The organism is Oxalobacter paraformigenes, from assembly GCF_000158475.2.
GTDB classification, from domain to species: domain Bacteria; phylum Pseudomonadota; class Gammaproteobacteria; order Burkholderiales; family Burkholderiaceae_D; genus Oxalobacter; species Oxalobacter paraformigenes.
The window spans coordinates 62,296-83,461 of record NZ_KI392030.1; the positions used below are offsets into that span (position 1 = coordinate 62,296).

The following is a 21,166-nucleotide window of genomic DNA, read 5'->3' on the forward strand; positions in this document are numbered from 1 at the left end:
TCCGGTTGCAAATTGGTTAGAATGAGATTTTTCTTCAATTTGTCAGGAAAAATACTATGAACGACGGGATGCAGCAGAGTGATGAAATTCATCATCGTTTACAGGCCTTGCGAAAGGCAATGCAAAACCTGTCAATTGATGTACTGATTATTCCTACTTCCGATCCACATCTGTCGGAATATCTGCCGGAGCACTGGCGCAGCCGAGAATGGTTTTCCGGTTTCACGGGCTCTGCCGGGACGCTTGTTGTTGGAAAAAACCAGGCTTCGCTCTGGGTAGACAGCCGGTACTGGTCACAGGCTGCGCAGCAGCTGACAGGAAGTGGCATTATCATGCGCAAAATTGGCGGAGGCAGCACTCTTCCTTATGTTGGCTGGATAGCGGAAAACTTTCCTGCAGGGAGTACAGTAGGGATCGACGGCAATCTGATCTCGCTGAATCAGGGGCGCCAGTTGAAGAAAGAACTGGAAAAAAAAGGGCTGGTTTTCAAAATGGATGTCGATCCGGTTTCATCCGTGTGGAAAAACAGGCCCCGTATTCCGGATGAGGCTGTATTTGAACATCCTCCCCGGTTTGTTGCCCTGTCACGACAGGAAAAGTTGGGTTTGATTCGCGCTGAAATGAAAAATGCAGGAGCCGACTGGTTCTTGGTAACGACGTTGGACGATATTGCCTGGTCTTTGAATTTGAGAGGATCGGATATTGAGTTCAATCCCGTGTTCATCTCGTATTTGCTGATTGGGCATGAGACGGTATTGTTGATGATCGATTCAGCGAAGCTGCCTGATCATTTGAGCAGGGTCTTGGCAGATGAAGGAATAGAGATAAAACCTTACGAAGCCGTATCGGGCATATTGCAGGGCCTGCCCCCTGAGACAGCGTTACTGCTTGATCCACGCAGAACGACTTTTGCATTGAATGAAATGGTCGGTAAAGGGGTGGACAGAATTGAAGCGATCAACCCGACAGTACTGCTGAAATCGAAAAAGGCGCCCCGGGAAATCGAACATATCCGCCAGACCATGCGGCAGGATGGAGCCGCTTTTTGCGAGTTTCAGGCCTGGTTCGACAAGACCCTTGCTGAGGGAAACGATGTTCCGATTACCGAGCTGACCGTAGTGGAGAAAATCGAGACGTTCCGGTCTTGCCGTCCTGACTATGTGTCGCCCAGCTTTGGAACTATTGCCGGATTCAATGCAAATGGCGCTCTGCCTCATTATCAGGCAACTGAAACGGAGTTTTCCATTATTCATGGGAATGGTTTGCTTCTGATTGATACAGGCGGGCAATATCTGGGAGGAACAACCGACATGACCCGGGTCATTCCCGTCGGTTCTCCTGATCGGGAGCAGAAAAGGGATTTCACCGTTGTTCTGAAAGGATTGATTGCACTCTCGGAGACAAGTTTTCCGCGTTCTTTGCCAGCTCCGATGCTGGACTGCATTGCCCGGAAGCCTTTATGGGCTTGCGGATTCGATTACGGTCATGGAACCGGTCATGGGGTAGGCTATTTTCTGAATGTACATGAAGGCCCGCAGGGCATTTCCTGTCACGCAAAACCGGAGCCGCAAACGGTCATGGAAGAAGGTATGGTCACGTCTGTTGAACCCGGACTTTACCGGGTTGGAAAGTGGGGTGTCCGTCTGGAAAATCTGGTTGTCAATCAATTTGTACCGGATACGGAATTCGGGGAATTTCTTTGCTTTGAAACATTGACCCAATGTCCTATCGATACACGGTGCATTGACAGATCGTTGCTGACGGAAAATGAAATCTCCTGGTTAAATCGTTATCATGAGAAGGTCAGGTATTCTCTGATGCCTCTGGTAGCGGACGATGTCAAGGACTGGCTTATAAAGCGTACAGAGCCTGTCTGAATGGCTTGTGAAGGGTTCCGGCATTTTGTTTAATGGCCCCAGCCGCTTGATTAATCGCATGTTGAGGAAAAAAGATAAGCGGAAATGAAACTAGTCAGATCTTTCTGCGTCTTACAAAAGTGAGTCAATAATGGTGGGAAAATCTGAACAATCATCATTTATCGGGGTATCTTTATGAAAAAAATACGTTTTGCCATGTTGATGGCAGCTTTGGGAGTGTCAGGAATAGCCTCGGCACAGGTTTATTCCATCGGTACGGCGGTCAATCCGCCTAACAATGTCACGGTAGTGAATTCTTCTTCATTGATTGTAGAGGAAGTACCGGCAAGCAAGATAACGGCAGAATTGACAGACCGGGATTGTCCGGCAGGAACGACATTGATTTTCGATATCAATGACATGAATCGGGCAAAATGTGTCTGGTCTTACGAAGCCCAAAAAAGAATGAACAATTATTGATTGTTGTGCCGGAAAAGGCGTATTTCTGTTAAATACGCCTTTTTTGTTGAATTGTATTTAGTGCCACACGATTTTTTCTTTCAGAAATTCTTCCACTTCATCGGCAGACAGGTCTGACAATTCCTGAGCCCACTCATTTTGAATCAGACGATTCACTTCCTTTCCGAGCTTGTTTCTCAAGACGCCAAGAAAATGCGGCGATGAAATCAGGAACAAACGATGGTATTTGGCTTCTTTTCTGCCTTTTTCCAGGTAAAGAGCGATGGATTTTGCGAACAAATCGTTCTGGTGTGAAAGCGGGCTGACGGATGGATCGTTTGTGTGGCTGTGAAGAGTTCCGACATCGTGAAAACTTCCCCGGGTATGATGTTCAAGATCGTTCTGGTTTTCATGAGCCGCAGGATGGTACAGATCTTCAAATTCATGAAGAGGTTGATTGGCGCTTTTCTTTTCAAAAATTCGTGCGCGTGTACTGTCCGTTACAATAACCCAACTTGTTTGCATGCTGAAATTTCCTTTAATGTTTACCTTTATTCCAAGGCGTGCGTCCGATAATGAAAACGTCTATTGAAATCCAAATTGCATCGTGCCGGCTTGACGGTTTTCAAGGAAGGCGGAACCCTGTATGAATCTTCGCCCATTGAATGTTCAATCCGGTAGCTCGGGCAAATTGCTGATGGCGTAGCCTTTGGACCGGATTTGTTCGCCGGGATAAGCGATACGCAGAACGTTCAGGTTCTTTTCATCCGGATCGATATCGATTCCCCGCGCTTCCAGTGTCCAGTCGACGTTTGTCGCTTCGCCTGGAATGTTTTTTCCTTCGGGAACGAGAAGATAAGAAAATTCCCCAGCTTGTTCTTCTCTTTTGAATATGTCTACTCGCATATGCAGGTCTCCATGAGGTAGAGGGTGTTTAAACCGTTTTCTTTTTTGAAACTGTCAGCTGGTCGGTAAACGGAAACAGCTGATTGATGAAAAACGTAGGAATCATGGTTTTCGGCTTTCCACTGTTCTGGAACGCCACAGATGCATCAGATAGGCACTCGCGGTCAACGTGATTGGGCCGAGTACGATACCCGCTGCACCGAAGACCAGTATGCCGCCGGCAAGCGAAATAAATGCGACAACGGTATGCAGCCTGAGTTTTTTGCTGATCAATATGGGATACAGCAGATTGTCTACCGTTCCTACTACAAACATGCCCCAGCCAGCCAGTATCAGGCCATACATCAGGTTGCCGTCAAGCGCGAGATATATTGAAGCGGGCAGCCAGATGATATAAGCGCCTAGCAAAGGGATGATCGACAAAATGGTCATGATGGCTCCCCATAACAGAGGGGCAGGCAGCCCAAGCATCCAGAACATGAAACCTGCCAGAGAACCTTGTACTGCTGCGACAGCGATGGTACCGAATACCGTGGCGCGTATAGTGGTACTGATGACCTTGAAAAGTCCGTTCGTTTCACAACCGCACAGGGGAGAAAAACGTCGTATGGTTCGCAAGATCTGATTGCGGTCCCGCAGAAAAAAGAACAACAGATAAAAGGTCAGAACGATAACAATGACCTGGATAAAAGACGATCTTAAAAAAGAAGTAACCTGCGCGGTCAGAAACGACGTCAGGTTATCGATTAGCGACGGAATATCAAGCTGGTTTTCCGCCCAGAGCAATACCTTTCCAACATAGGGCATTCTTTCAAGATTGCGCTGCCATTCGCCCGATTCGACCTTGCTCATGATAAGTGTCGAGCCGCGGCTGATTTCCAGTACGACGCGAACGGTGATCAGCAAAACCGGTATAACGACAATAACAATCGCAATAGCGGATGTGAGAATGGCAGAAAAAGTCGGGCGCTTGATTTTTCTGCAAATCTTCCGATGCAGTGGCATAAACAACACGGCAAGAGCCAGGGCCCACGCGAGTGAAGCCAGAAAAGGCAAAGTCATCAGGTAGCACAGGAAAACGCTCCCGATTGTTAACGCCAACTGAAGAAGAAGCCTGATCCGGTTGCGGGATCTCCAATCCTCGTTTGTAGAAAGGTTTTTGCCGGACTCATTCAGATTCATGGGATTGTCGTAAAAAGAAACGTTGAAATGGTTTGACATTCCCGCGTATCGAATTACGTCATTCTCCCGACCTCCTCCTGTGCGAAGTCAAAGTGTCGTGACAAAGCGGATAGATTGGAGACCGGTTGGATCTCGTGTTTAGGCAGTGAAAAAAAGCTGTTTTACTGGAGTAAAACAGCTTCTGAAGGAAAATATGCAAGACGATCAGACGTCGATATTCCCGGCCAGCAAAGCGTGATTTTCAATAAACGCTCTTCTGGGTTCCACGTTATCGCCCATTAACGTTGTGAAAATCTGATCGGCAGCAATAGCATCCTCGATCCTGACTTTCAAAAGACGCCGCATGCTGGGATCCATGGTGGTTTCCCAAAGCTGGTCCGGATTCATTTCGCCCAGCCCTTTGTAGCGTTGCTTGGAAATTCCCCGTTCAGCTTCGGTTCTCAGCCACTGCATTGCCTGATGGAAATTCTGTACGGCCTGTTGCTTCATCCTGTCGCCTTCTCCACGGCGGATGACAGCGCCCGAGCCGATCAGATTCAGAAACGATGTCGCCGTTTTTTCCAGTATGCGGTAATCGTTTCCATAGACAAAATCGGTGTCCAGTACGGTAACATGCCTGTTTCCGTAAAGGGTTCTCTCAACAAGCAGAGAAAGCGCACCACTGGCGTTTTTTTCAACCTTGACAGTAACAGACGGATCGTTAATGGCAGCAGTCAATTCAACTGCCGATTTTTCGGCGTCTTCAATGGTGTTCAGCCGCAGTTTGACGCCATCCATGATAGCGGACAGAACGTCTGTATCGATAAACCGGGAAAGCCGCTGGATAATATTGTAGGCGACCGTATGCTGATCCGCCATTTCTTTCAGCTGTTCGCCACTGATCGGTGCAACGCCTTCTCCGGGAAGCAGGGAAGCGCCCTGCAGGGCAATCGACATCATATGATTGGCTTCTTCAAGATCGTCTTTCAGATAGCGTTCGTCCTTGCCGTTCTTGATTTTATAAAGGGGTGGCTGGGCGATATAAACGTATCCTCTTTCGACAAGCTGGGGCATTTGCCGATAAAAAAGAGTCAGCAAAAGAGTGCGGATGTGAGCGCCGTCCACGTCGGCATCGGTCATGATAATGATGCGATGATAGCGCAGTTTTTCGATATTGAATTCGTCGGGACCAATGCTGGTTCCCAGCGTCGCGATAAGCGTTGTTATCTGTTCGGACGACAGCATTTTTTCATAACGCGATTTTTCCACGTTCAACACTTTGCCCCGTAGAGGTAAAATGGCCTGAAAACGGCGATCTCTTCCCTGCTTGGCTGAGCCGCCCGCCGAGTCTCCTTCAACCAGGTAAAGTTCGGAGAGAGCCGGATCCTTTTCCTGACAGTCAGCCAGTTTGGCTGACAGACCGAGGCCGTCCAGAACCCCTTTCCTGCGTGTCAACTCGCGAGCTTTGCGTGCCGCTTCACGTGCGCGAGCCGCTTCAACGATTTTTGAACAGATGATTTTGGCATCGTTCGGTTTTTCCTGCAGAAAATCGGTCAGCGTTTTGGTGATGATTTCTTCAACCGGTCCCCTTACTTCAGAAGAAACCAGTTTGTCTTTGGTCTGGGAACTGAATTTCGGTTCAGGCACCTTGACTGACAATACACAGGTTAGCCCCTCACGCATATCATCGCCGGTTACGTCAACCTTGGCTTTTTTGGCCAGTTCGTTTTCTTCGATATACCGATTGATGACACGCGTCATGGCGGCCCGCAAGCCGGTCAGATGAGTTCCGCCGTCCCGCTGCGGTATATTATTGGTGAAGCAGAGGACCTGTTCATTGTACGAATCGTTCCATTGCATCGAAATATCGACGTAAATGGGGGTGTCGAGCTCGGATATCCGTTCGCCGGTCGCCTGGAAAATAGTCGGGTGAAGAACGCTTTTTCCGCGATTGATGTATTCCACAAAACCGCGTGTTCCCCCTTCATAGGCGAAAATTTCTTCCTTGCCGGTACGCTGATCGGTCAGGCGGATACGAACGCCGTTATTCAGGAAAGAAAGTTCGCGGATTCTTCTGGCCAGTACCTCGTACTGGAATTCAACTGTTGTAAAGATGCTGGCGTCCGGCCAGAACTGGACGCGGGTTCCCTGCCTGTCGGAATCACCGATGACTTTAATGGGAGAGCATTCGACGCCATTGATGATTTCAACAGCCGCATTTTGGGGAAGACCATGACTGAAATCCATGTAATGTTCTTTCCCGTCCCGCCAGATCGTCAACTGCAAGGTGGTGGACAAGGCATTGACGCATGAAACGCCGACACCGTGCAATCCGCCTGAAACCTTGTAGGAATTCTGGTCAAATTTTCCTCCAGCATGCAACTCGGTCATGACGATTTCGGCAGCGCTTCGTTTGGGCGTATTTTTATCGTCGAATTTGATTCCGGTCGGGACCCCCCGGCCGTTATCGACCACGGATACCGAATTATCCGCGTGCAAGGTAACCTGAATCTCGGTACAGTAACCGGCCAGCGCTTCATCGATTGAGTTGTCCAGTACTTCAAAAACGAGATGATGAAGTCCCGTACCATCTGACGTATCGCCAATGTACATACCGGGTCGTTTTCTTACAGCCTCGAGTCCTTCCAGAATCTGAATGGAAGACTCGCCGTAAGCGTTCCCGTTTTCCTGAACTTCATTTTGTGTATTTTGCGACATGGAATGGTTTTCCTTAAAATACCGATAATCGTGCCGCCCGGTAAGACAGCACGAAAAAGACAAAGCAATAATCGTTAAAAATTATCAGCAGCAAGTCACGGCGTCATTAAATACGCATCGGCATGACGACATATTTGAAATCGGTATTGTCCGGGACAGACATAAGTGCCGATGAATTGGCGTCACCCAATTCAATACTGATTTCATCGTTTTTCAGATTTCCCAGAACGTCCAGGAGGTAGGTGACGTTGAAACCGATATCGATGTTGTCACCGTCATAATCGAGCTCGATTTCTTCAATCGCTTCTTCCTGATCGGCATTGGTTGAACTGATCTTGAGACTTCCGGGAGCCAGAATGCAGCGAATTCCCTTGAATTTGTCACTGGTCATGATCGCTGCGCGTTGCAGCGCCCTTTGCAAAAGCTCACGGGAAATCGTGAATTTGTTTTTGTATCCTTTCGGGATAACGCGGGTGTAATCGGGGAATTTGCCTTCTACCAGTTTGGAAATCAGTTCGACATCACCGAATACAAAGCGGACCTGGGCGCCGGAAATATCGATTCTGACAGGTTCTTCCGATTCCTCGAGAAGACGTTGCAATTCCAGAATCGTTTTGCGGGGAATGATGACGTCGTTATTGGAAAATTCCTGCTCTGTTTCCATCTGGCAGAATGCGAGGCGGTGGCCATCCGTAGCCACAGCCTTTATGGTGTTTCCACCCGTTTGCAACAGCAAACCGTTCAGATAATAGCGGATATCCTGTTGCGCCATGGCGAAATAAACCATGCCCAGCAGATTTTTCAGGGATTTTTGGGAAAGCGTTACTGAAGTCTGGTATTCCAGTGGCTGGGAAACGGTCGGAAAGTCGGCTGCCGGCAATGTCTGCAATGAAAAACGTGATTTTCCCGCAGAAACGACAAGGCGCTTGTCGTTTAATGAAATCGCAATTTCGGCAGAATCAGGAAGCGCACGCAGGATATCCAGAAGTTTGCGAGCGGCAACGGTAGTTGTGGCGTCTTCTTCCGCGGTGCCGATTTCGGCATGGGTAACAATCTGGATTTCGGTATCGGTAGACAAAAAAGAAACGGCATTGCCTTCTTTACGTATGAGAATATTGGCCAGAATCGGCAACGTGTGTCTGCGTTCGACGATGCCGCTGACAATCTGCAATGGACGAAGAAGATTATCTCTGCCGGTTTTTACCAGTTGCATATGCTTATCCTTGAAAAATGATTACTTTGATTCCGAGATGAATGGATTGTAATACTGTCAACCTTTCAAAGTTTGCTCCAGAACATGCAGTTCGTGATTGCATTCAGGGTTTTTCAACCGGTCCTGAGCGATTTTCCGGACTGCGTGCAATACGGTAGTATGGTCGCGTCCTCCAAACAATTCCCCTATCTCGGGCAGGCTTTTTTGAGTCAATTCTTTTGTCAGATACATCGCTATCTGGCGCGGCCTTGCAATGTTGGCCGGGCGCCTTTTGGAATACATGTCAGCTACTTTGATCCGGAAAAAATCGGCAACGGTTTTCTGGATGTTTTCAACGGAAATCTGCCGGTTCTGGACAGACAATAAATCCTTTAGGGCTTCTTTTGTCAGTTCAATCGTAATATCCCGTCCGTGGAAACGGGAAAAAGCCAGTATTTTTCTTAATGCGCCCTCGAGCTCACGAACATTGGAGCGCAAATGTTTTGCTACAAAAAAGGCGACATCGTCGGAAAGCTGAATGCCTTCCTGTCCAGCTTTCTTGATCAGGATGGCAACGCGCATTTCAAGTTCCGGCGGTTCGATAGCGACTGTAAGGCCTGAATCGAAACGCGAAGTCAGACGGTCGTCCATTCCCGATATTTCTTTCGGATAGGTATCGCTGGTAATAATGATTTGTTTTCTGGCGGCGATCAGCGCTTCAAACGCATAAAAGAACTCTTCCTGCGTACGGTTTTTACCTGAAAAAAACTGGATATCGTCAATCAGTAACATGTCCAGAGAATGGTAATAACGCTTGAAGTCGTCGAAACCCTTCCGCTGATAGGCCGTTACCACATCGCGGACATACTGTTCCGCATGTATATAGCGGATCCGGGCTGAAGGGATATCCTGAAGAACCTGATTGCCGATGGCATGGATCAGATGGGTTTTTCCGAGGCCAACACCACCAAAAAGATAAAGCGGATTATAGGAAACCCCGGGATTGTTGGCTACCTGGATAGCGGCGGCCCGGGCAAGCTGATTGGCTTTGCCAGTCACAAAACTGTCAAAAGTCATTTCGGCATTGATACGGCTCTGTTCCCGGACGGGCGTTTCCATAACCGGCGCCTTGTGAGGAATGGCATCCGGATCGGCTTCCGCGGAGGGCAGCTCTGCCTTTGCCAGCGGCGAAACGGTTTTGACAGACGAGCTCGCGCGCGATTGCGGGTTCAATATAAATTGAACTTCAACCGACGCATCAAGAAACTGGGAAGCCAAGGCCGTAATTCGGTCGGCATACTGGGTTTTGACCCAATCCAGTTTGAAACGGTTAGGAGCGGCAATACGAAGAACGCGGTCATTGTAATCCAGTGGCACGAGCGGTTTTATCCATGCGCTGTACTGCTGGGGAGTCAGTTCCAGTTCCAGTTGCGACAAACAGTTTTGCCAGAAATTTTCCATGATTCAACAATAAGACCTTGTCGCTCACCGATCGCAGGCGGAACGGGGAACAGTAGTTTTGTAAGCCAGAAATGAATGGATACAATATGATTTAAGAGAACAGTGAAAACGACCGATTACATAGTTTATAAATATCTATTTTACCTTGAATTAGAGAAGTTATCCACAGGTAACGTCTGTTTTTTGACCGATTTCCACGCTGCAATACAGATTCATGTTGACAGAACAGGTGAAACTACGGTCTAATCATTGGTTCTTTGCGCATAACTTGATGTTTTGTTATGGTTAATATATGCCGGTCGGGGCGATAAACGAGTTGATCATAACCAATACATCATATTCTGAATTTTTTTGCTGATTAGCGAGACCATCATGAAACGTACTTATCAACCTTCAGTTGTGCGTCGTAAACGCACTCACGGTTTTCGTGCCCGCATGGCGACCAAAAACGGCCGGGCAGTCTTGAATGCACGGCGTGCCAAAGGCCGTAAACGACTGGCTGTATAAGCTGTTGCCATATTGAGCTGAGTGTGTGAACGGAAAATTTTCTTCCGATCGGCGTATCGTTAAAACGGATGATTTTTCATCCGTTTTTCGTATGCGGCCTTGTGCGCGTACCGAGCATTTCGTTTTATACGCCCGCTCCAACCAGCTTGCGCATGCACGGCTCGGCATTGTTGTGGCCAAGCGATTCGCTCCCCGAGCTGTCACACGCAATACTGTCAAACGGATATGCAGGGAAGTATTTCGTTGTATGCAAATGCCTGCATTAGACTGTATTATCCGTATGACTTCTCCCGTAAATACCCGGCGTGGCCCTGCAACCGGCACTTGTTTGAAGCGCGTTCTCCGTGAAGAGGTATGTCGTTTGATGGGCTCACGCAGGAAGACTCCGAAAAGCTGACCATGATGAAATCTCCCTTAAAATGGCTGTTTATCGTTTTAATTCGGGGATATCAGTTGTGCATCAGCCCGTACCTGGGGCAAAATTGTCGTTTTTACCCGAGTTGTTCACAATATGCGCTGGAAGCGATTTCCGTGCACGGCTGTTTGAAGGGATGTTTCCTGACCTTGATAAGGTTATGTAAATGCCACCCTTTTCATCCGGGCGGACTTGACCCGGTGCCTGAAAAAAAATCCGGTTGTGGTTGTAGCGAGCCGTTAAAAAATGACGGCGAAAATATTTGAAAAGTGAATTATGGACACCAAAAAACGTACTACGTTATTGCTGATTCTGGCAATATCGCTGTTTATGCTTTGGGATAACTGGCAGGTATATCGTGGCGGAACGTCTCTGATTTTCCAGCATGAAGCGAAAAAAACGGATTCCAATGTGGCCTTGCCTGAAGTGCCGGTGGATACGGCAGTCGTGCCAGGGGAAGCAGGTACACCGGCTACGCCAGTTGCTGAGGTGATGAAAGAGGCGCCTAAAAAACAGGCGGAACTGGTTACAGTAACAACGGATGTTCTCAAGGTACAGATCAATTCCGAAGGCGGCGTCTTCCAGAATCTGGAATTGCTGAAGTATCCCGACAATGTCGATCCTGAAAAAGACATGATTCTTTTCGAATCGGTACCGCCCCGGATCTATTTGGCGCAAACGGGACTGACGGGAGGGGTATATCCAAATCATGCCACCCGTTTCACTGTTCATCCCGGCGAACGTTCGCTGGCAGATGGAAAGGATGAAGTCAAACTGGTCATGGATGCCGAGCGGGACGGCGTTCGTCTGACCAAGACTTATACATTCAAACGGGGTAGTTACGTCGTCGATGTCGACCAGAAAGTGACGAATCTGACTAACGAACCAATTGACGCCTCACTCTATTTGCAGTTGTTGAGAGACAGCAGCAGGCCGGAAGGGCAGTCGCGTTTTATCAGTACGTTTACCGGACCTGCCGTTTATACGCAGGCGGACAAATTCCAGAAGTTGAAGTTTGACGATATTACCGAGACAAAAGGGGCCGATCATGCTACCAAGGCCGATAACGGCTGGATTGCGATAGTCCAGCATTATTTCGTTTCTGCTTTTATTCCAAAGGACAAGGTCGAGCGCGAAAACTATACCAAGAAAGTAGGCGAAGACCTTTATGCTATCGGTACGGTTATTCCACTGGGTACAATCGCTCCGAAAGCTTCTGCCAGTAACGATTCAAGGCTTTATGCCGGTCCACAGGAATCCATTATTCTCGAGCAGACGGCGCCAGGTCTCGAATTGGTCAAGGATTACGGCTGGTTGACGATTATCGCCAAACCGATTTTCTGGCTGATGACTCACATCCATAAAGAAGTGGGGAATTGGGGATGGACGATTATTCTCCTGACCTGTCTTATCAAACTCGTTTTCTTGCCCCTGTCGGCCGCCAGTTACAAGAGTATGGCAAGAATGAAGCAGTTTACCCCAAGAATTCAGGAATTGCGGGACAGATACAAGGATGACAAGCAGCGCATGAATCAGGAGCTGATGGCGCTCTACAAGGCCGAAAAGATCAATCCTTTGGGAGGATGTTTGCCGGTTGTCGTTCAGATTCCTGTATTTATTTCCCTGTACTGGGTACTTCTGGCCAGTGTGGAAATCCGGAATGCTCCGTGGCTGGGATGGATCCAGAATCTGGCTGCGCCCGATCCGTTTTATATTCTTCCGATCATCATGGCCGGTTCCATGTTCATCCAGCAAAAGATGAGCCCGCCTCCTCCAGATCCCCTGCAGGCAAAACTGATGATGTTTTTACCAATTGTTTTTTCGATCACATTTTTCTTCTTCCCGTCCGGGTTGGTGCTGTACTGGGTCGTCAATAACTTGCTGTCGATAGCCCAGCAGTATTGGATCAACAAACGATATGGCAATCTGCCAGTCAAAAAAACGACTTGAAGAGTGGCGTTTTCCAAAAAAGCCCGTGCATGCATGGGCTTTTTTATGGGAAATTTTTGAAATAGACAAATGATGATTTGGCTGTTTTATCTGGACAATACGCGTCATAATGCTTTGCTGGCTATATTTCTGAAAATCAGCGCGGATGTGACGGTTCATATTGCCAGCCCGCTGGACGAACCGGCGTGTCTCCTTTCTGATGATGCAGCCAGTCAGCTGAGAATGGAATACTCGACACGTTTCGATGCGACTCTGCCGTGGATCAGCCAGATTTGCAACTGGAAAGCAAAAGATTTCGTGTATGCGGTACGCCGGTTTGACAGTCTGGCATCACTTGTCAATTCGGAAAAAGAATTGCCTGTCTTATTGCAAAGCTTGCCCGGCAGAAAAGTTCTTTTGACGAATTCAGTTTCCTGTTATTCGGAAGAGATAGTGAAGCTGCCGGGGTGGTATCGTTTTTTCGATGCCCATATTGTCATGGAGTCGATGCGGGTGTTCGGCAGGTTCGAGCCGAAACCATCCGGAAAATTTTCCCGAAACTGCCGGCCATGCTGAAGTCAAGGCCTGCGGATTGTATTTTGTGGAGACAATGTCCGTATTTTGAGAACAGCTAAAGCCATAGGTATGAAGACGGTACCGGTAACACAATATCTGAATGCGGATCATTATTCCGAATACGCTTATCCACGTCCTTTCCATAAGAAACAGGTCAGCAGACCTGCTCATGTGGATCTGAAAATTCCTTCCGTTCGTTGTCTCATACGACAGTTAGAACGTTTTCATTAATTCTTTATGCATATCGTCAATTTATGGGTACCATCAAATCCGGAGAAAGAAAACTGCAGATATTACAGGCACTGGCGCAGATGCTTGAGGAGCCGCATGGGGAAAAAATAACGACAGCGGCGCTCGCGCGGCGTCTTGCCATATCCGAAGCTGCCTTGTACCGGCATTTCGCCAGCAAGGCCCAGATGTTCGAAGGACTGATCGAATTTATTGAAACAAGCGTATTCGGCGTTATCAATCAGATTACTGAAAGGGAAGAAAGCGGGTTACTGCAGGCACAGTCTGTATCCATGTTGCTTTTGAATTTTGCCGAACGAAATCCTGGAATGACCCGGGTGATGATCGGAGATGCGCTGGTCAACGAAGACAGCCGTTTGCAGTTACGGATGAACCAGTTTTTCGACCGGATCGAATTGACTCTCAGGCAGTGCCTGCGTGTGGCGATTTCTCAGGGGCGCGCCCCGGAAGAAATGGCGACTGTGAGAAGCAATCTGATAATGAGTTACCTTATTGGCAAGTTATTCCGTTTCGTAAAAACGCAATTTCGGGAAAAGCCGACGAATAACATGCCAGAACAAATCAGTTTCATGCTTTCCTGATTTTATGAAGCCGGGCATTGTTTCAAGTGAAGGTGCCATGCGCAGCATTTTTACCGGAAGCGTCGTTTTCCGTTCGGTCGAGGAAGAACACTTTAAAAGAGGCTTGGCGAGATTAGGCTGCGCCCCGCTATCGGGATGAGATTCGATACGGTATGTTTTCATTCCGGGGATTTGTTCCGGTTCTATCCTTTAAAAAACCGCTTTGCCCATCATTTTGAGCAGCCGATAAAGAAAATGGCAGAGAATGAGATTGCCAATTGAATAAGACGCCTGAATTTCAGTCTCGCTGTTGTCTGGCAAGCCTCTGTTATCCTGCATATTGCGAGTGTTCTGCTGCTATCGTCGGAAGACTGTGAGTTTTTCATCCGTTCCAGTTGTCGGGGCGCTGGCTTATTGTGGCTGTGATGGTTGGGCGAGTCTTCAGCATTCGTTATGAGAAGTACGGCCCATTGGGTATTTATGCCTGCTCCTGTTGATTCTTTTCGCTGTTGGGATACAAAACCTGTTATTTGTCCGCTTGTCTTGTTTTGTTTTTCCTTGAAACAGGGTTGCTCGCCGGTATGGAAGACTTGTATGTCTCGCTGACACGCGGAACGACAGAAACAGCTGCGAGCCAATGTATTCGGGAGCCTGAATGCCATTGACCGGTCGTGCAGTAAAACAATGGGAGTCATGCGTTTGAAAACGATGGCTTGTCTTGAGATGAGTTTGGCCGGATCATCTTATTCTGTGTCGGCGTAGTAGCGTCTTCAATGGCAACAATGGTCGGGTGCATTAAAATGGCGTTTCCATATCAGAGGGTTTAAAAATTTTCCTTTTATTCGTGATCAGGTCTTTACCTGGCAATTGAGGTCGTGTCGTTTTTTTGCAGAGCCGATGGTAAATGCTGAGTCTGAATGATTTTTCTTAAATTTTTCATGAAAAATTCTCCTAAAATGAATTACACAGATTTTTCGATCGGTTTAACCGGAGGAATCGGAAGTGGTAAAACACTGGTTGCCAATATTTTTGCCGGTTTGGGTGCGTCTGTCGTTGACGCGGATGAAGTCGCCAGAAGCCTGACTGCGCCGGGTGGGGAAGGAATAGAACCCATCAGGGAGCGGTTTGGACCGGAGTTCATTGGGCAGGATGGCGCCATGAATCGCGCAATGATGAGAGAACATGTTTTTTCCAATGCGAACGAGCGCCTGAAACTGGAAGCGATACTTCATCCCTTGATCAGGGATGTTTCGTTTCGTCTGGCTGAAGAAGCGAAAGGTGACTATGTCATTTTCGTCAATCCGTTGCTGGTCGAATTGCCGATATGGCGGGGTATGGGTACACGAGTACTAGTCGTTGATTGTCCTGAAGAATTGCAGGTTTCCCGTGTAATGAAACGGAGCAATATGACAGCGGAACAGGTCAGGGCCATTATGGCCACGCAGGCCACCCGCGAAAAACGGCTTGCCATGGCGGATGACGTAATCGAGAACAACAGAAGTATTGGAGATACAAGCCGGGAAGTTGAACATTTACACGCCATATATAAAAAAATGGCCCAAAATGCTTTTTTATGAGCTTGTCCGGTTTGTCTTTTTTTTACTGTTCGTTCAGAATCTGTAATGATGGGAATATCGAATTGAAAGAGGCTTACATTGATAATTTACGAATACCCTTTCAACGAACGTATCCGCACCTTGTTGCGGCTTGAAGATTTGCATGAAAGATATGCTTTCTTTCTGCAGCAGGGGCATGCCTTGCAGCATCATGTCGCCTTGACCACCATTTTCGAAATGCTGGAAGTGGCCAGCCGTTCGGATCTCAAATCGGATCTTTTGCAGGAACTGGAGCGTCAGAAACAGATTCTGGCGGGCTACCAATCACATCCAAACATCCAGAGAAATGTTCTCGACGAGGTATTGCGCGAGATCGACAAAGTCAGCTCGGCTTTGGTAAATACGCACGGGAAAACCGGCCAGAGTATTCGGGAAAACGAGTGGCTGATGAGCGTTCGCGGCAGAACCATCATTCCGGGAGGTGCCTGCGAATTCGATTTGCCTTCTTATTATGCCTGGCAGCATCGTTCTAGCGACGAACGCAGAAAAGACATCGCCGAATGGTTTTCTCCCATGCAATCGCTGATCAATGCGGTCGGACTGCTGTTGCGGCTTCTTCGGGCTTCGGGCATGCAGTTTAAAATAATCGCGCATTCCGGCAGCTACCAGCAAATGCTGCAAGGTAAAGTGCACCAGATGCTTCGCTTGCGCATTGATTCGAGGTGTGGCGCCATTCCTGAGGCTTCGGCCAACAAGTACATGCTCTGGATCCGATTTACCAAACAGGACGGCACCATAAAACCGATACCGTTTGAAGAAGACATACCTTGTGAATTGACTCTCTGTTGAAAATGGTAACGATCGTAAAATGTCCGATGTGCGGCAAAGATGTGGAATGGAAAGAATCCAATCTGTATCGTCCGTTTTGTTCGGAACGGTGCAAACAAATCGACCTTGGCGCATGGGCGGAAGAAAAATACAAAGTGCCTGCCGCCAATGATGAAGAAAACGGAGATGACGATTCCGCTGAAAGGCAGTGAATTTCATTCCAGGAATAAATTTGACTTGATAAGTCAAAATACTTAAGCAATAATCTGCACCATGTGCAAAAGTAATCATTCAGCAGTTATTCTCCTCACCCTCCACTGGCGTTGGCGCAAGCCAAGAGCCTGATATCCCCTTTATGCGCTTTCCGTGCGCGCGACGTTCCGTTACAACGGCCTCTGAAATGCTTTTTTGCCGTTATTGACAAAAGCACGAATGTTTTGTTTTTCCCGAATAAACACAAGGGTGACTGCCATGTTGCTGATGATTGACAATTACGATTCGTTTACTTACAACCTGGTCCAGTATTTTGGTGAACTGGGTACGGATGTCGAGACTTATCGTAACGATGAAATTTCTATTGATCGGATCGAAAAACTGAATCCGGATCAGATCTGTATCTCTCCCGGTCCCAGAACGCCTTATGAAGCAGGCATATCGCTGGAAGTGCTTAAACATTTTGCCGGTAAAAAACCGATTTTCGGCGTTTGTCTTGGACACCAGTCCATTGGCGCGGCGTTTGGCGGGAAAATTGTCCGGGCAAAACAGGTCATGCATGGCAAGACTTCGCCTGTTTTTCACACTGACAAAGGGGTTTTCCGGGGATTGCCCAATCCGTTTATTGTTACCCGCTATCATTCTCTGGCGATCGAAAGAGAAAGTCTGCCGGCTTGTCTCGAAATAACGGCATGGACGGAAGATGGAGAAATCATGGGGGTTCGTCACAAACAGTACGCCATTGAAGGCGTCCAGTTTCATCCTGAATCCATCCTTTCCGAAAGAGGCCATACTTTACTCAAAAATTTCATCGGAGACTGATCATGACATCCATTTCGCCTCAGGAAGCGCTTTTAAGATGTATTGAACATCGCGAGATTTTTCATGATGAAATGCTGTCCCTGTTCCGGAGCATCATGAGTGGAGAAATGTCGCCTTTGATGATCGCCGCGCTCACAATCGGCCTGCGTGTGAAAAAGGAAACGGTTGGGGAAATCGCGGCTGCCGCCGAAGTCATGCGGGAATTCTCCCTGAAGGTCAAAGTGCAGCATCCGGAGAATCTTCTCGATATTGTCGGAACGGGCGGAGACGGAGCCCATACTTTCAACATTTCGACCGCTTCCATGTTTGTGGCCGCAGCGTGTGGCGCACAGGTAGCCAAGCACGGAAGCCGCAGTGTTTCTTCTTCTTCGGGAAGCGCCGATTTGCTGGAAGCGCTGAACGTCAATATCAACCTGTCTCCTGAACAGATTGCCCGCTCCATTGAAGAAGTCGGTATCGGGTTCATGTATGCTCCCAATCACCATTCCGCCATGAAGCATGCCAAGGCCGTTCGCGAAGAACTGGGGGTGCGGACGGTTTTCAACATTCTTGGGCCACTGACAAATCCTGCCTATGCCGACAACATGATGATGGGGGTTTTTCATCCCGATCTTGTCGGTATTCAGGTTCGCGTGTTGCAGAAGATGGGGCTGAAAAGGGCATTGGTCGTCTGGGGCAGGGACAATCTGGATGAAGTGTCGCTGGGCGCCAGTACGCTGGTAGGCGAATTGTCTGACGGAAAAGTCCGCGAGTATGATATTCATCCTGAAGACTTCGGCATCAGGATGTATGCCAGCCGCAATTTTCAGGTTGCCAATGCGGAAGAATCCAGGAAAATCGTTCTGGATACCCTGAATAACAAACCGACACCGGCGGCCGATATCATTGCCTTGAATGCCGGTGCCGCATTGTATGCGGCGGGAAAGGCCCGATCGATTGCGGACGGTCTGGCACAGGCGAGGGCAGCCATCGAATCGGGAGCCGCCCGCATGAAGCTGGACCAGTTCGTCGGCTTTACGCAATCGGTCAACCAATAGTAAGGGCGAGATCATCATGCACGACATCCTGAACAGAATCCTGTCTGTCAAAAAAAGCGAAGTCCGGGAAGCAAAACAAAAACTGCCTTTGGCAAGCCTGCAATATCAGGTGGAAAACGATGGCGATATCAAACGGAATCGGCGTCATTTCGAAGGTGCGCTTCGGGAAAAAATTGCCAAAGGTCGGGCAGGTGTTATTGCGGAAGTGAAAAAAGCATCCCCTTCCAAAGGCGTTATCCGTGAATGGTTTTATCCTGCCGAAATCGCAAAGAGCTATGAGAATGGCGGAGCAGCGTGTTTGTCAGTACTTACTGACAAACAATTTTTCAAGGGTTCCGCGGCATATCTGATAGAAGCGAGGCAAGCCTGCTCACTGCCGGTTTTAAGAAAGGATTTCATTATCGATCCCTATCAGGTTTATGAAGCTGCCGCCTGGGGAGCCGACTGCATCTTGCTGATTGTCGCCGCTCTGGAAGATGGCCAGATGGCGGAGCTCGAAGCATGCGCTTCCGGTCTGGGGATGAACGTTCTGGTTGAAGTCCATAATGAAAAAGAGCTGGAACGTGCTCTTCGGCTTCAGACGGCGCTTTTGGGCATCAATAACCGCGATTTGAGAACGTTTAAAACGTCCCTTCAAAATACGCTTGATCTGTTGCCCTGTGTGCCGGAAGGCAAGCTGGTCGTTACCGAGTCCGGAATCCGCCAAAGAAGCGATGTGATCCGGATGAGGAAAGCCGGGGTGAATGCTTTTCTGATCGGCGAAGCTTTCATGCGTGCAAAGGAACCCGGCGAAGAACTGGCCAAACTGTTTTCCTGACGGTCTCTCTCTTGTAGCACTTTCGCCTCTCATGGAAGAAGATGCAAGCTCCCGGTTTATGGTGACAGTTGCAGCCAGTGTTGCCGGGCTTCTTTCATGGAAGCCGTTTCTTCTTTGGATAAGGTCAGAATGTATTTGGGGATGTGTTCGTCCTGTAGGACAGCATCGAATCTCATCAGTTCGTCCCGTCTGAAGACGTGAATTTCAACGGCTTCTCCAACGGAATAGCGTGCCAGCTGTTTTTCCAGACTGGCGGAAGGGTTGTCTGCCGAAACTCTCAAACCGTCGAGAGCCAGCAAAACATCCCCCGCCGATATACCGGCACGATGGGCGGTTCCCCCTTCGAATACATGGGTAACGATGCAATCGTTACCCGAACGTTTGACACGAATGTCAAGACCGGGCCTGGAAGAGACAGTCGTGTCATTCATGGCTATGCCGAAAGAAGCGAACAGATCCGCAAGCGGAAGCAGATCGGTGCCATAAATGTATTTTTCGAAGAAGCCCTGAAGATTCAGCCCGGTGACTTCTTCCATGATCGCTTTCGCTTCCGGATCGGTTATGCCGCGGTTGGCGCCTTTATAGAAGTCTCGGCCGTAACGTTGCCACAATACCCGCATGACATCATCAAGCGATTTGGCGTTTCCGGTCTCGAGCCGGATAGTGAGATCGAGTGCCAGCGCGACCAGCGAACCTTTGGTGTAATAGCTGACCAATGCGTTCGGCGAGTTCTCGTCTTGCCGATAGTATTTGATCCAGGCATCGAAGCTGGCGTCGGCAACACTTTGCTTGAGATGCCCTCGTCCGCGCAGGACATTGTTGATGGTAGACGCAATTTGATGCAAGTAAGTGCTCACGTCAATTATGCCGCTTCGGACGATGGTCAGATCGTCGTAGTAGCTGGTAAAGCCTTCGAACAGCCACAGAAGCCGGGTATACGTTTCCTGTTGCAAATCATAGGGAGCGAAAACAGCCGGTTTGATTCGTTTGACATTCCAGGTATGGAAATATTCGTGACTGCAAAGCCCCAGAAACTGTAAATAATCCTCGTCGATTTTTTGCGGCGACAACTGCTTGCGGTTAATGGAGGGCAAGGACGACCTTGAACAGAGCAGGGCGGTCGAGGCCCTGTGTTCCAGACCGCCATACCCGTTTTTGACCACCATAATCAGAAACACATAACGGGATACAGGAGCCTTTTTTATTTCCGGTTCAAAAAAGGCGATCTCGGTTTCGCAGATTTTTTTCAGATCGCTTTCGATTCTTTCCATATCCAGATTGGGGACACGACCGGTAATGACGATTTCATGCGGTATTCCATACGCCTGAAACTGGCCCAGAATGAAATGGCCCATTTCAACCGGCGAATCGATCAGTTCGTCATAATCGGAAGCGATATAAGTGCCGAATCCATAACGTTGCGCTTCATATTCGGGCAGTGCCGTTGCAACCCGCCATGTGCCGGCCGCAGGATCAGCCGGTTTTCTGATATCGACAATATGCGGAAGTGCCTCGTACCCAACCACTTCCAGAAATACACTCGAACCGTTGAAAAAGGCATGGGTTTGATCGACATGAGCAGATCTGACCGACAAATCCCATGCATAGACCTCATAAACCAGATGGAGTCGACCGGAAAAAGCCTCTGCCTGCCAGGTATGTTTGTCGATTTTCGAGAGAGGAACTGGACGATCGTCACAGGTGGCATGAATTTGTACGATGTTTCGCGCAAATTCCCGGATCATGTAACTGCCCGGTATCCAGGCAGGCAACCTGAATAATTGCCTGTTTTTGTCAGGATTATTGATTGTCAATGTCACCCGGAACAAATGGGCGTTCAGGTCGGAAGCTTCAATGGAATAATGAATAGCCTGCATCGTATCGTCAATTTGCATAGAATGATT

21 protein-coding genes are annotated in these 21,166 nt (G+C 48.4%); 14 read left to right on the plus strand and 7 right to left on the minus strand.

What is annotated here, in order from left to right; all coding sequences use genetic code 11:
• Positions 1-56 precede the first annotated feature (56 nt).
• Positions 57-1,877: an aminopeptidase P family protein gene (locus tag OFAG_RS00335; protein WP_005878454.1), complete on the plus strand. Its 1,821-nt coding sequence runs from the start codon at positions 57-59 to the stop codon at positions 1,875-1,877.
• A 174-nt stretch (positions 1,878-2,051) separates the two neighbouring features.
• Complete coding sequence (locus tag OFAG_RS00340; protein WP_005878452.1) at positions 2,052-2,336, plus strand: hypothetical protein; 285 nt, start codon at positions 2,052-2,054, stop codon at positions 2,334-2,336.
• Between the two features lie 57 nt (positions 2,337-2,393).
• Here the strand turns inward: OFAG_RS00340 and OFAG_RS00345 are convergent, their stop codons facing one another.
• From OFAG_RS00345 to dnaA, 6 genes are all read right to left on the minus strand, one after another.
• Positions 2,394-2,840: a host attachment protein gene (locus OFAG_RS00345; RefSeq protein WP_005878450.1), complete on the minus strand. Its 447-nt coding sequence runs from the start codon at positions 2,838-2,840 to the stop codon at positions 2,394-2,396.
• A gap of 144 nt (positions 2,841-2,984) precedes the next feature.
• Entirely contained in the window at positions 2,985-3,221 is a 237-nt protein-coding gene (locus OFAG_RS00350) for a DUF6139 family protein (RefSeq protein WP_020994658.1), read from the minus strand.
• A gap of 102 nt (positions 3,222-3,323) precedes the next feature.
• A complete protein-coding gene (locus tag OFAG_RS00355; protein ID WP_020994659.1) occupies positions 3,324-4,442 on the minus strand; it encodes an AI-2E family transporter in 1,119 nt (372 codons plus the stop codon).
• Between the two features lie 165 nt (positions 4,443-4,607).
• The gene (gene gyrB, locus OFAG_RS00360; RefSeq protein WP_005878444.1) at positions 4,608-7,100 is read right to left on the minus strand and encodes a DNA topoisomerase (ATP-hydrolyzing) subunit B; all 2,493 of its coding nucleotides are present in this window, start codon (positions 7,098-7,100) and stop codon (positions 4,608-4,610) included.
• Positions 7,101-7,206: 106 nt separating this feature from the next.
• Positions 7,207-8,313: a DNA polymerase III subunit beta gene (gene dnaN, locus OFAG_RS00365; RefSeq protein WP_005878442.1), complete on the minus strand. Its 1,107-nt coding sequence runs from the start codon at positions 8,311-8,313 to the stop codon at positions 7,207-7,209.
• Positions 8,314-8,370: 57 nt separating this feature from the next.
• A complete protein-coding gene (dnaA, locus tag OFAG_RS00370) occupies positions 8,371-9,753 on the minus strand; it encodes a chromosomal replication initiator protein DnaA (protein ID WP_005878440.1) in 1,383 nt (460 codons plus the stop codon).
• Between the two features lie 372 nt (positions 9,754-10,125).
• On the opposite strand from dnaA, the gene rpmH reads away from it, so the two are divergent.
• The 12 genes from rpmH to trpC all read left to right on the plus strand — a co-directional run bounded on the left by rpmH (position 10,126) and on the right by trpC (position 19,262).
• Positions 10,126-10,260 carry a 50S ribosomal protein L34 gene (gene rpmH / locus OFAG_RS13105; RefSeq protein WP_005878438.1) on the plus strand — a complete coding sequence of 45 codons (135 nt, stop codon included), beginning with the start codon at positions 10,126-10,128 and terminating at the stop codon, positions 10,258-10,260.
• Positions 10,261-10,285: 25 nt separating this feature from the next.
• Positions 10,286-10,657 carry a ribonuclease P protein component gene (rnpA, locus tag OFAG_RS13110; RefSeq protein ID WP_005878436.1) on the plus strand — a complete coding sequence of 124 codons (372 nt, stop codon included), beginning with the start codon at positions 10,286-10,288 and terminating at the stop codon, positions 10,655-10,657.
• Positions 10,658-10,662: 5 nt separating this feature from the next.
• Positions 10,663-10,941, plus strand: a complete 279-nt coding sequence (gene yidD, locus OFAG_RS00375) for a membrane protein insertion efficiency factor YidD (RefSeq protein WP_005878434.1) — start codon at positions 10,663-10,665, stop codon at positions 10,939-10,941.
• A 10-nt stretch (positions 10,942-10,951) separates the two neighbouring features.
• The gene (yidC, locus tag OFAG_RS00380) at positions 10,952-12,625 is read left to right on the plus strand and encodes a membrane protein insertase YidC (RefSeq protein ID WP_005878432.1); all 1,674 of its coding nucleotides are present in this window, start codon (positions 10,952-10,954) and stop codon (positions 12,623-12,625) included.
• 69 nt (positions 12,626-12,694) lie between these two features.
• Complete coding sequence (locus tag OFAG_RS00385; protein ID WP_005878430.1) at positions 12,695-13,180, plus strand: HAD family hydrolase; 486 nt, start codon at positions 12,695-12,697, stop codon at positions 13,178-13,180.
• A gap of 254 nt (positions 13,181-13,434) precedes the next feature.
• Positions 13,435-14,010: a nucleoid occlusion factor SlmA gene (gene slmA / locus OFAG_RS00390; RefSeq protein ID WP_005878428.1), complete on the plus strand. Its 576-nt coding sequence runs from the start codon at positions 13,435-13,437 to the stop codon at positions 14,008-14,010.
• Positions 14,011-14,945: 935 nt separating this feature from the next.
• Entirely contained in the window at positions 14,946-15,566 is a 621-nt protein-coding gene (gene coaE, locus OFAG_RS00395) for a dephospho-CoA kinase (protein WP_005878426.1), read from the plus strand.
• Positions 15,567-15,644: 78 nt separating this feature from the next.
• Positions 15,645-16,394, plus strand: a complete 750-nt coding sequence (gene zapD, locus OFAG_RS00400) for a cell division protein ZapD (RefSeq protein ID WP_005878424.1) — start codon at positions 15,645-15,647, stop codon at positions 16,392-16,394.
• Positions 16,395-16,396: 2 nt separating this feature from the next.
• Entirely contained in the window at positions 16,397-16,585 is a 189-nt protein-coding gene (gene yacG, locus OFAG_RS00405) for a DNA gyrase inhibitor YacG (protein ID WP_005878422.1), read from the plus strand.
• A gap of 259 nt (positions 16,586-16,844) precedes the next feature.
• On the plus strand, positions 16,845-17,408 hold the full coding sequence (locus OFAG_RS00410) for an anthranilate synthase component II (protein WP_020994663.1): 564 nt from the start codon (positions 16,845-16,847) through the stop codon (positions 17,406-17,408).
• 2 nt (positions 17,409-17,410) lie between these two features.
• Positions 17,411-18,445 carry an anthranilate phosphoribosyltransferase gene (gene trpD, locus OFAG_RS00415; protein WP_005878418.1) on the plus strand — a complete coding sequence of 345 codons (1,035 nt, stop codon included), beginning with the start codon at positions 17,411-17,413 and terminating at the stop codon, positions 18,443-18,445.
• Positions 18,446-18,461: 16 nt separating this feature from the next.
• Positions 18,462-19,262: an indole-3-glycerol phosphate synthase TrpC gene (trpC, locus tag OFAG_RS00420; RefSeq protein WP_005878416.1), complete on the plus strand. Its 801-nt coding sequence runs from the start codon at positions 18,462-18,464 to the stop codon at positions 19,260-19,262.
• A 56-nt stretch (positions 19,263-19,318) separates the two neighbouring features.
• Here trpC and OFAG_RS00425 read toward each other — a convergent pair whose 3' ends face one another.
• Positions 19,319-21,157 (minus strand): M61 family metallopeptidase, encoded by a 1,839-nt coding sequence (locus tag OFAG_RS00425; protein WP_020994664.1) that lies wholly within the window; start codon positions 21,155-21,157, stop codon positions 19,319-19,321.
• Positions 21,158-21,166 lie beyond the last annotated feature (9 nt).

Coding starts and splice junctions, on each gene's coding strand:
- OFAG_RS00355 (WP_020994659.1), bottom strand. CDS start 4,442: ATGTCAAACCATTTCAACGTTTCTTTTTACGACAATCCCATGAATCTG.
- OFAG_RS00350 (WP_020994658.1), bottom strand. CDS start 3,221: ATGCGAGTAGACATATTCAAAAGAGAAGAACAAGCTGGGGAATTTTCT.
- coaE (WP_005878426.1), top strand. CDS start 14,946: ATGAATTACACAGATTTTTCGATCGGTTTAACCGGAGGAATCGGAAGT.
- OFAG_RS00425 (WP_020994664.1), bottom strand. CDS start 21,157: ATGCAAATTGACGATACGATGCAGGCTATTCATTATTCCATTGAAGCT.
- OFAG_RS00345 (WP_005878450.1), bottom strand. CDS start 2,840: ATGCAAACAAGTTGGGTTATTGTAACGGACAGTACACGCGCACGAATT.
- OFAG_RS00340 (WP_005878452.1), top strand. CDS start 2,052: ATGAAAAAAATACGTTTTGCCATGTTGATGGCAGCTTTGGGAGTGTCA.
- OFAG_RS00335 (WP_005878454.1), top strand. CDS start 57: ATGAACGACGGGATGCAGCAGAGTGATGAAATTCATCATCGTTTACAG.
- rpmH (WP_005878438.1), top strand. CDS start 10,126: ATGAAACGTACTTATCAACCTTCAGTTGTGCGTCGTAAACGCACTCAC.
- trpC (WP_005878416.1), top strand. CDS start 18,462: ATGCACGACATCCTGAACAGAATCCTGTCTGTCAAAAAAAGCGAAGTC.
- OFAG_RS00385 (WP_005878430.1), top strand. CDS start 12,695: ATGATGATTTGGCTGTTTTATCTGGACAATACGCGTCATAATGCTTTG.
- trpD (WP_005878418.1), top strand. CDS start 17,411: ATGACATCCATTTCGCCTCAGGAAGCGCTTTTAAGATGTATTGAACAT.
- dnaN (WP_005878442.1), bottom strand. CDS start 8,313: ATGCAACTGGTAAAAACCGGCAGAGATAATCTTCTTCGTCCATTGCAG.
- slmA (WP_005878428.1), top strand. CDS start 13,435: ATGGGTACCATCAAATCCGGAGAAAGAAAACTGCAGATATTACAGGCA.
- yacG (WP_005878422.1), top strand. CDS start 16,397: ATGGTAACGATCGTAAAATGTCCGATGTGCGGCAAAGATGTGGAATGG.
- yidD (WP_005878434.1), top strand. CDS start 10,663: ATGAAATCTCCCTTAAAATGGCTGTTTATCGTTTTAATTCGGGGATAT.
- dnaA (WP_005878440.1), bottom strand. CDS start 9,753: ATGGAAAATTTCTGGCAAAACTGTTTGTCGCAACTGGAACTGGAACTG.
- yidC (WP_005878432.1), top strand. CDS start 10,952: ATGGACACCAAAAAACGTACTACGTTATTGCTGATTCTGGCAATATCG.
- OFAG_RS00410 (WP_020994663.1), top strand. CDS start 16,845: ATGTTGCTGATGATTGACAATTACGATTCGTTTACTTACAACCTGGTC.
- gyrB (WP_005878444.1), bottom strand. CDS start 7,100: ATGTCGCAAAATACACAAAATGAAGTTCAGGAAAACGGGAACGCTTAC.